Here is an 8,907-nt window from a genome sequence, read left to right as displayed (position 1 = left end):
CCCCGTCGATCGGGGGAGAGGTGGCTCGGCGAAGCCGAGACGGAGTGGGGGTCGACCAGCGCTACGTTGGACAATGCATGCGCCAAGCTGGCATGCACCCTACGGCTCCGCTCTCAAAGCCTGACGCGCCTAAAACAGCGCCTTCAGCTCATCCAGCTTGTCGTTGACCAGCCAGCCGTAATAGTTTTCTTCGGGCAGCTTTTCCGGTTCGCCGGCGGCGCGGCGCTTGTCGTTCTCGGCCTTCAGAGCATAAGCCCGCTCTTCGGGGTTGCCGACATTATAGAGCGTGGCGGTGAGGCCCGGATTTTTCGAGATGTCGAAGCCGGCGATGCCGCGGTAGGCGTCGATGGACTTCCTGATGGTCGCGGCGACGTAAGGCAGCGTCAGGTCCGGGTCCATGATGGTCTTATAGACCGCGTTGGGATCGCCGACGTCGAGCCTGGGCAAGCCCGAGACCTTGTGCACGAGGTCGCTCATCTGCAGCGCGGTCAGCGGGTTCAACTGGCCGAGGCCGAAGGTCTGGCCGGCATAATAAGGCTGGAAGAAGGTGGCGCCGAAGCGATCGTTGGGGAAATCCTCGCCGCCGACGCTCTTGCCGCGGAAGGCGCGGTTCCACACCTGCTCGCGGCATTCCCAAAGGTCGTAGCTGTCGTCCATGCCGGCGCATTTCTCGAATTCCGGCCGATGGATGAAATCCGAAACGTCCTCGCCGTGATAGGCGAAAGAGAGCTTGCTCGACAAATAGGAGATCGCCTTCACGTAATAGGTCTGCAGACGGTCGTACGCGTCGACATTGTAGGTATGCTCGCCGACGATGGCGCCGACGATATGCATGGGATCGATACCGTAGGCTGCTGCCGCCTTCCTGATCTTGCCGCGCAGCTCGGCATCGTTCTGCAACAGCGCGTAGACCTTGCGGTACTTGGCCTGGAAGGTGGTGTTGGTGGCCTGAGTGCGCCGGCTGGAGGCGCCTGGAATATCCGGCTGCACGCTGTTGCGGTTGCCCGGGGGCACGATGGTCGCGGCATCGGCGGTTGCCACCGCCGCCGCCAAGGCCATGCCGAGAAAAAGCAGGATAAGTTTCTTCATACGCCGCCGCCTTCGAATGCGCGGCAAACTAGGTAAAGCGCTTGGCAGAGTCGAGAGAAGGCTTCGAGCTGTTAGCGAAAATGGTGGCCAGATGCTTCCATTTGGCCACACTTTGGATTGGAAGGGCGTTTCAGGCCGGCCGGAAGCCAGCCCGAACCCGATAGAGCTTAAAGAATAAACCGCGACAGGTCGGTGTTGCGCGACAGGTCGCCGACATGCTTCTCGACATAGGCGGCGTCGATAGTGACGGCCGTGCCGTGGCGGTCGGGCGCGTCGTAGGAAATCTCGTCCAGCACGCGCTCCATCACGGTCTGCAGGCGCCGCGCGCCGATGTTCTCGACGCTGGCGTTGAGGTCGACGGCGATGCCGGCGAGCGAATCGATGGCGTCGTCGGTGAAGGTCAGCTCAACGCCTTCGGTCTTCATCAGCGCGATATACTGCTTGATGAGGCTCGCCTCAGTCTCGGTGAGGATGCGGATGAAATCCGCCTTCTCCAGCGCGCGCAACTCGACACGGATCGGCAGGCGGCCCTGCAGCTCGGGCAGCAGGTCGGACGGTTTGGAGACATGGAAGGCGCCCGACGCGATGAACAATATGTGGTCAGTCTTGATCGGCCCATATTTGGTCGCGACCGTGGTGCCTTCGACCAGCGGCAGCAGGTCGCGCTGCACGCCTTCGCGCGACGGGCCGCCCGAAATGTCGCTCCTGGCGGCGATCTTGTCGATCTCGTCGAGGAAGACGATGCCGTCATTCTCGGCCGATTCCAGCGCCCTGCGCACCACCTCGTCCTGGTCGAGCAGCTTGTCGGACTCGTCGTTGACCAACACCGCATAGGAATCGCGCACCGTGGTCTTGCGGGTCTTGGTCCTGCGGCCGCCCATCGCCTTCGACAGCATGTCGTTGATGTTGAGCACGCCGACATTGGCGCCCGGCATGCCGGGGATCTCGAAACCGGGCATGCCGCCGGTGCCGGTGTCGGCCACCTCGATCTCGATCTCCTTGTCGTCGAGCTCGCCGTCGCGCAGCTTCTTGCGGAAGGAGTCGCGGGTCGCCGGGCTCGCCGTCTTGCCGACCAGCGCTTCCAGGACGCGTTCCTCGGCGTTGATCTGGGCGCGCGCGGCGACGTCCTCGCGCATCTTCTCGCGCGTCAGGCCGATGGCGACCTCGACGAGATCGCGCACGATCTGCTCGACATCGCGGCCGACATAACCGACCTCGGTGAATTTCGTGGCCTCGACCTTGACGAAGGGCGCGCCGGCGAGCCGCGCCAGGCGCCGCGAGATCTCGGTCTTGCCGACCCCGGTCGGGCCGATCATCAGGATGTTCTTCGGCATCACCTCTTCGCGCATCTGGCCTTCCAGCTGCTGGCGGCGCCAGCGGTTGCGCAAGGCAATGGCCACGGCGCGCTTGGCGTCCTTCTGGCCGATGATGAAGCGATCGAGTTCCGAAACGATTTCGCGGGGAGAAAAGGTGCTCATATTACTCAAATTCCACTTTGCCACTGCCTGATAAACTCGAACGGATGCAGCAGCATGATCACGTTGAGCGTCAGATTGTCCCGGATGATGTAACCCGTGCCGAACTCGAAGATGAGCGCCAGGGCCACGACCACCCATATAGGTAGCTTTCGCGCCATCACAAATCCCAGCGCCATGAACAGCGTGTCGGACACCGAGTTGATGATCGAGTCGCCGTAATAGTTGAGCGAGATGGTGCCGGCGCGGTAGCGGTCAATGATGAAGGGGCTGTTTTCCAGCATCTCCCAGCCGCCTTCGATGAGGACGGCGAAGGCGAGCCTTAAGCCCACCGGCGAGCGCGGGAACAGCGCCCAGGCCAGCGCATAGAACAGGAAGCCGTGGATGATGTGCGAGAAGGTGTACCAGTCGGCGATGTGCTGGGAGTTCTCCGAACTGTTGACCACGCCGTGCCAGAGCTTGACGTAGCCGCAGGTGCAGATCGGCGGGTGGCCCATGCCGTACAAGGCGCCTGCCTGGAATATGATAAAAGCGAGAACGAGCAGCAGGCCCATGCGCCAGCTGTCTTCATAGGCCGAAAGCGTCTTGTCCCCTCCGGATGCAGTCATTCAATCAGTCCCCCAGATTTCATCGTCGTCGGCCGCATCGACGGCCATCAGCACGACGTCCCCATATTGCGAATGCCTGCGGCCGATCGGCCTGAAGCCGGCCTTCTCATAAGCGCGGATGGCGCGGCCATTGTCGGGATGCGGATCGATGATGACGCCCGGCGCGCCTTCCTCCAAAAGCTCCCCGACGAACTGGCGCAGGATGGCCGAGCCATGGCCGATCCCGACCAGCTCCGGCGGGCCGATCGTGAGATCGATGCCCAGCGTGCCGAAGGGCTGGTCGGCATAGGGATGGTCGTCCTCCATATGCGGATCATAACTCTGCAGATAGGCGATCGGCCTGCCGTCGAGCTCGACGATCAGCGGCTCCACCGAAACCGAATCGATATGCTCGCGGATCTCGGCGATTTCCTTTTCCGGATCGTCCCACCACTCGGCGACATGCGGCTCGCGCAGCCAGCCGGCGATGATCGGCAGGTCTTTTTCCGTGACCGGCCGAAAATCATAGCTATCTTCCTGTTCGACCATGATCTTGTCCGAAAACCGGCGGCCACCCTTCGGGATCATGGTCGTTCAAGCGGCATCGAGCGTTTCGACGACAAAATTGTTGTTGGTGTAGACGCAGATGTCGGACGCGATCTGCATGGCCTTGCGGGCGATCTCCTCGGCATCCTTGTCGGTGTCGATCAGCGCGCGTGCCGCGGCCAGCGCGTAATTGCCGCCGGAGCCGATGGCCATGACGCCATGCTCGGGCTCCAGCACGTCGCCATTGCCGGTCAGCGCCAGCGAGACAGACTTGTCGGCGACCAGCATCATGGCTTCCAGCCGGCGCAGATAGCGATCGGTGCGCCAGTCCTTGGCGAGCTCGACGCAGGCGCGCGTCAGCTGGTCCGGATATTGCTCGAGCTTGGCTTCGAGCCGCTCGAGCAGGGTGAAGGCGTCAGCGGTAGCGCCGGCGAAGCCGGCAATGACGCTGCCGTCCTTGCCGATGCGGCGGACCTTGCGGGCGTTGCCCTTCATGATCGTCTGGCCAAGGCTGACCTGGCCGTCGCCGGCGATCACGACCTTGTTGCCTTTGCGCACGCTGATGATGGTCGTGGCGTGCATGGTGAGTTCATTGGACATTTGAGCTCCGATGCGCGCTATCCCTTGAAAAGGCGATTGGCGCGGTACGAGTGAGTTTGATCGGCCATATGTATGCATAGGGCCAACGATTGCAAACTACCTCAGGCCGAGCCGATAGCGGCCGGAATGGCAACTGGCAATCGCCGGATCATGCTGATAGAAGGCTCTCGTTTTCAAGCCCTGGCGCCTCCAAGCAGGGCAACAAGGACAAAGCGATGACGCGTTCGGCCGAAGTCAGCCGCAAGACCAAGGAAACCGAGATTTCGGTCTCCGTCGATGTCGACGGCAAGGGAAAATCCGACATTTCGACCGGCATCGGCTTCTTCGACCATATGCTTGACCAGCTGTCGCGGCATTCGCTTATCGACATGACGGTCAAGGCTAAGGGCGACCTGCATATCGACGACCACCACACAGTCGAGGACACCGGCATCGCGATCGGCCAGGCGCTGAGCAAGGCGCTGGGCGAACGGCGCGGCATCATGCGCTATGCCTCGATCGACCTTGCCATGGACGAGACGCTGACCAGGGCGGCGATCGACGTCTCGGGCCGGCCGTTCCTGGTCTGGAATGTGGGCTTCTCGTCGCCGAAGATCGGCACGTTCGACACCGAGCTGGTGCGGGAATTCTTTCAGGCGCTGACGCAGAATGCCGGCGTCACGCTGCATGTGACCAACCATTACGGCGCCAATAACCATCATATCGCCGAAACCTGCTTCAAGGCGGTGGCGCGGGCGTTGCGCGCAGCGCTGGAGCCCGATCCGCGCCAGCCCGACGCGGTGCCTTCCACCAAGGGATCCCTGAAAGGATAGCCCTATGGCGATCTATGTCGTGATGGCGCCGCCGGCCGGCAACAAAGCCGAGGACGCAATTTTCGTGCGCGACAGCTTCGCCTGGCTGGGTTTCCTGGTCGCGCCGCTCTGGCTCGCCTGGCACCGGATGTGGATCGAGGCGGCTCTTACCTTCATCGTCATGGCGATCCTGTCGGTGGCCGGCGAGAGGCTCGGGCTCGAAGGGGCCGGATCGCTGCTGTCGCTGCTGGTCTCCCTCTATGTCGGCTTCGAAGGCCAGGGCCTGCGCATCGCCTCGCTGCGGCGGCGCGGCTGGCGCGAATGGGGCGTGATCGAGGCCGGCAATCTCGGCGATGCCGAGACGCGCCATGCGCTGGAAACCGGCGAGGAGAGCGAGGAGCAGCCTCTGCCGCGCATCGTGCCGGATGCATCGCAGGCACGTCCGCCGCAGACAGGCATGGCGCTCGGCCTGACCCATACGCCTGGAAGGCCCTGACATGCGGGTCGCCATCATCGATTACGGCTCGGGCAATCTGCGCTCGGCCACCAAGGCCTTCGAGCGCGCCGCGCATGAGGCAGGCCTTGCCGCGACGATCGAGCTGACGGCCGACGCCGAGCGCGTGCGTTCCGCCGACCGCATCGTGCTGCCGGGCGTCGGCGCCTATGCCGACTGCGCCTCCGGCCTGCATGCGGTGGCAGGCATGTGGGAGGCGGTGGAAGAGGTCGCGCTTCGTAAGGGGCGGCCTTTCCTCGGTATCTGCGTCGGCATGCAGCTGATGTCGCAACGCGGCCTCGAAAAGACCATCACCCAAGGTCTTGGCTGGATCGCCGGCGATGTCAAGGAGATCACGCCGTCCGATCCGGCGCTGAAAATCCCGCAGATCGGCTGGAACACGATCGAACTCCAACGCAAGCACCCGCTGTTTTCCGGCATCGAGACCGGTCCGAAGGGGCTGCACGCCTATTTCGTCCATTCCTATCATCTGGACGCGAAGAATTCCGGCGAAGTGCTGGCGACGACCGATTATGGCGGCGCGGTGACGGCGGCCGTCGCCCGCGACAACCTTGCCGGCACGCAGTTCCACCCCGAGAAGAGCCAAGCGCTCGGCCTGGCCTTGATCACCAATTTCCTGAAATGGAGGCCCTGACAATGAGCAAGAAGGGCTATTGGATGGCGATGATCGATGTCCGCGATCCGGACGTCTACAAGCAGTATATCGACGCGAATGCCGTCGCCTTCGCGAAATACGGCGCAAAGTTCCCGGTCCGCGCGGGACGCTACGAGAGTCCGGAAGGGCCGACCGGCAACCGTCACGTGCTGGTGGAGTTCGAGTCCTACGACAAGGCGATCGAATGCTATCATTCGCCTGAATATCAGCATGCCTCGAAGTGCCGGCTCGCCGCTTCGACCGGCCATTTCGTCATTGTCGAGGGCGCCTGACCGATGATCCTGTTTCCCGCCATCGACCTCAAGGACGGAAAGTGCGTGCGCCTGAAGCAGGGCGACATGGCCACCGCCACCATCTACAACGACGATCCCGCCGCGCAGGCCAGGGCCTTCGAGGAGCAGGGCTTCGAGTGGCTGCATGTCGTCGACCTCAACGGCGCCTTCAAGGGCCAAAGCGTCAATTCGGCGGCGGTCGGCGCCATTCTGAAGGCGACGAAGAATCCCGTGCAGCTCGGCGGCGGCATCCGCACCTTGCCGCAGATCGAGGATTGGCTGGATCGCGGCCTGACGCGCGTTATCCTCGGCACCGTGGCGGTGCGCGAACCCGAACTGGTCAAGGAGGCCTGCAAGGCCTTTCCCGGGAAAATAGCGGTCGGCATCGACGCCAAGGGCGGCAAGGTCGCGGTCGAGGGCTGGGCCGAGGCCTCCGAGCTCGGCGTCATCGAGCTGGCCAAGAAATTCGAGGGCGCCGGCGTTGCCGCCATCATCTACACCGACATCGACCGCGACGGCGTGCTTTCCGGCATCAACTGGGATTCGACCATCGACCTCGCCGAGGCCGTGTCGATTCCGGTGATCGCGTCCGGCGGCCTCGCCTCGATCGCCGACATCGTGCGCATGACCATGCCCGACGCGCAAAAACTCGAAGGCGCGATCTCCGGCCGCGCCCTGTATGACGGACGTATCGACCCAGCCGAGGCGCTGGCGATCCTGCGCGGCGAGCGGACGGGGGCAAGAGCGTGAACATTTCGATCATTCTGGCCTCCTATGACAGCGGCCATTTCCACGGCGGCTGCGGCCAGGGCCCGGACGCGCTGATTTCGGGCGGGCTGGCCGAGGCGCTGAAGCTCGCCGGGCACGATGTCGAGGTGAGCGACATCGGCAAGGTGGTCGAGGACGAAGCCGAGCGCGAGATCGGTACCGGATTTGCCGTCTGCAACGCCGTTTCAGGCGAAGTCCGCATGGCGCTGGACAGGAAGCGGTTTCCGATCGTGCTGGCCGGCAACTGCCTGACCGCCGCCGGCGCCGTTGCCGGTGCCGGTGCCGACGCCATCATCTGGGCCGACCAGCACGGCGACCTCAACACGCCGGAAACCACCACAACGGGCTTTCTCGACGGCATGGCGCTGGCCACCGTGCTGGGCCTGTGCTGGCGATCGATAGCGGCGCAGATCCCGGGCTTCAAGCCGGTCGATCCGTCGCGCTGCGTTCTGGTCAACGCGCGCGACCTCGACAGCGCGGAACAGGAACTGCTGGAAAAGCTGCCGATCATCCGGACCGAATGCCCGGACTGGAAGAGCGCGGCGCAAAGGCTGAAGGCCGACGGTGCACGCCAGGTCCACATGCATGTCGACCTTGACGTGCATGACCCCGAGAAGCTGCAGGCCAACCGTTACACCACGCCCGGCGGTCCGGCTCCCGAGCAGCTGCGCACCGCCATGTGCGGCCTCGCCGGGCCGCTCGCCATCGCCGGGCTTACCATCTCCGCCTACGATCCGGCCTTCGATCCCAAGGGCGACGTGCCGCCGCTGGTCGGCGCGCTGGTGGTCGACCTGCTCTCGACGCTGGAGCGCAAGTGATGCTCAAGGCCCGCGTCATCCCCTGCCTCGACGTCAAGAACGGCCGCGTGGTCAAGGGCGTCAATTTCGTCGACCTCGTCGATGCCGGCGACCCGGTCGAGGCCGCCAAGGCTTATGATGCCGCAGGCGCCGACGAGCTCTGCTTCCTCGACATCACCGCCTCGTCCGACAATCGCGAGACGATATTCGACGTGGTTGCCCGAACTGCCGAGCAGTGCTTCATGCCGCTCACCGTCGGCGGCGGCGTGCGCCAGGTGGCCGACATCCGCAAGCTGCTCCTGGCCGGCGCCGACAAGGTGTCGATCAACACGGCGGCGGTGAAGAACCCGGATTTCGTCGCGGAAGCCGCCGATAAATTCGGCAACCAGTGCATCGTCGTGGCGATCGACGCCAAGAAGGTATCAGCGCAAGGCGAGACCGACCGCTGGGAGATCTTTACCCATGGCGGACGCGAGAAAACCGGCATCGACGCGGTCGAATTCGCGCAGCGCATGGTCGAGCGCGGCGCCGGCGAGATCCTTTTGACTTCGATGGACCGCGACGGCACCAAGGCCGGTTACGATATTGCGCTCACCCGCGCGATTGCCGACGCCGTGCGTGTGCCGGTGATCGCTTCCGGCGGCGTCGGAACACTCGATCACCTGGTCGAGGGTATCCGCGACGGCCATGCGGGCGCGGTGCTCGCCGCCTCGATCTTCCATTTCGGCACCTACACCATCGCCGAAGCCAAGACGCATATGGCCAGGGCCGGCCTGCCGATGCGGCTGGACTCGGCCGCCCATCGGACTTAAA

12 protein-coding genes are annotated in these 8,907 nt (G+C 63.9%); 7 read left to right on the top strand and 5 right to left on the bottom strand.

The genetic code is table 11. The features are described 5' to 3' along the window. Positions 1-129: 129 nt before the first annotated feature. From LB538_RS24385 to hslV, 5 genes are all read right to left on the bottom strand, one after another. Positions 130-1,089, bottom strand: a complete 960-nt coding sequence (locus LB538_RS24385; protein ID WP_095768019.1) for a DUF1402 family protein — start codon at positions 1,087-1,089, stop codon at positions 130-132. A 167-nt stretch (positions 1,090-1,256) separates the two neighbouring features. Beyond that, complete coding sequence (gene hslU, locus LB538_RS24380) at positions 1,257-2,567, bottom strand: ATP-dependent protease ATPase subunit HslU (RefSeq protein ID WP_224525955.1); 1,311 nt, start codon at positions 2,565-2,567, stop codon at positions 1,257-1,259. Between the two features lie 5 nt (positions 2,568-2,572). Beyond that, positions 2,573-3,172, bottom strand: coding sequence for a DUF2585 domain-containing protein (locus tag LB538_RS24375; protein ID WP_224525957.1), 600 nt, complete (start codon positions 3,170-3,172; stop codon positions 2,573-2,575). Beyond that, the gene (locus LB538_RS24370; RefSeq protein WP_411909054.1) at positions 3,173-3,739 is read right to left on the bottom strand and encodes a GNAT family N-acetyltransferase; all 567 of its coding nucleotides are present in this window, start codon (positions 3,737-3,739) and stop codon (positions 3,173-3,175) included. A 6-nt stretch (positions 3,740-3,745) separates the two neighbouring features. After that, positions 3,746-4,297: an ATP-dependent protease subunit HslV gene (hslV, locus tag LB538_RS24365; RefSeq protein WP_095768016.1), complete on the bottom strand. Its 552-nt coding sequence runs from the start codon at positions 4,295-4,297 to the stop codon at positions 3,746-3,748. A 215-nt stretch (positions 4,298-4,512) separates the two neighbouring features. Between hslV and hisB the strand changes: the two genes are divergently transcribed. Genes hisB through hisF form a run of 7 tightly spaced genes read left to right on the top strand, consistent with a single transcriptional unit; the run spans position 4,513 to position 8,906 of the window. Next, the gene (hisB, locus tag LB538_RS24360) at positions 4,513-5,109 is read left to right on the top strand and encodes an imidazoleglycerol-phosphate dehydratase HisB (RefSeq protein WP_224525958.1); all 597 of its coding nucleotides are present in this window, start codon (positions 4,513-4,515) and stop codon (positions 5,107-5,109) included. Between the two features lie 4 nt (positions 5,110-5,113). Next, the gene (locus tag LB538_RS24355) at positions 5,114-5,584 is read left to right on the top strand and encodes a DUF2628 domain-containing protein (protein ID WP_224525959.1); all 471 of its coding nucleotides are present in this window, start codon (positions 5,114-5,116) and stop codon (positions 5,582-5,584) included. A gap of 1 nt (position 5,585) precedes the next feature. Then, on the top strand, positions 5,586-6,236 hold the full coding sequence (hisH, locus tag LB538_RS24350) for an imidazole glycerol phosphate synthase subunit HisH (RefSeq protein ID WP_224525960.1): 651 nt from the start codon (positions 5,586-5,588) through the stop codon (positions 6,234-6,236). Positions 6,237-6,238: 2 nt separating this feature from the next. Next, positions 6,239-6,529, top strand: a complete 291-nt coding sequence (locus LB538_RS24345; protein ID WP_224525961.1) for a DUF1330 domain-containing protein — start codon at positions 6,239-6,241, stop codon at positions 6,527-6,529. Between the two features lie 3 nt (positions 6,530-6,532). Further along, positions 6,533-7,279 (top strand): 1-(5-phosphoribosyl)-5-[(5-phosphoribosylamino)methylideneamino]imidazole-4-carboxamide isomerase, encoded by a 747-nt coding sequence (hisA, locus tag LB538_RS24340; protein WP_224525963.1) that lies wholly within the window; start codon positions 6,533-6,535, stop codon positions 7,277-7,279. Next, positions 7,276-8,115 carry an arginase family protein gene (locus LB538_RS24335; protein ID WP_224525965.1) on the top strand — a complete coding sequence of 280 codons (840 nt, stop codon included), beginning with the start codon at positions 7,276-7,278 and terminating at the stop codon, positions 8,113-8,115. Before hisA ends, LB538_RS24335 begins: the two co-directional genes overlap by 4 nt. After that, complete coding sequence (hisF, locus tag LB538_RS24330) at positions 8,115-8,906, top strand: imidazole glycerol phosphate synthase subunit HisF (RefSeq protein ID WP_224525967.1); 792 nt, start codon at positions 8,115-8,117, stop codon at positions 8,904-8,906. Before LB538_RS24335 ends, hisF begins: the two co-directional genes overlap by 1 nt. The last annotated feature ends 1 nt before the right edge of the window (position 8,907 follow it).

The sequence above is a fragment of the Mesorhizobium sp. Ca11 genome (genome assembly GCF_020165275.1).
Taxonomy (GTDB): Bacteria; Pseudomonadota; Alphaproteobacteria; order Rhizobiales; family Rhizobiaceae; genus Mesorhizobium.
The sequence above is the reverse complement of the archived record's forward strand: the minus strand, read 5'-3'. Positions and strand labels throughout refer to the sequence as shown.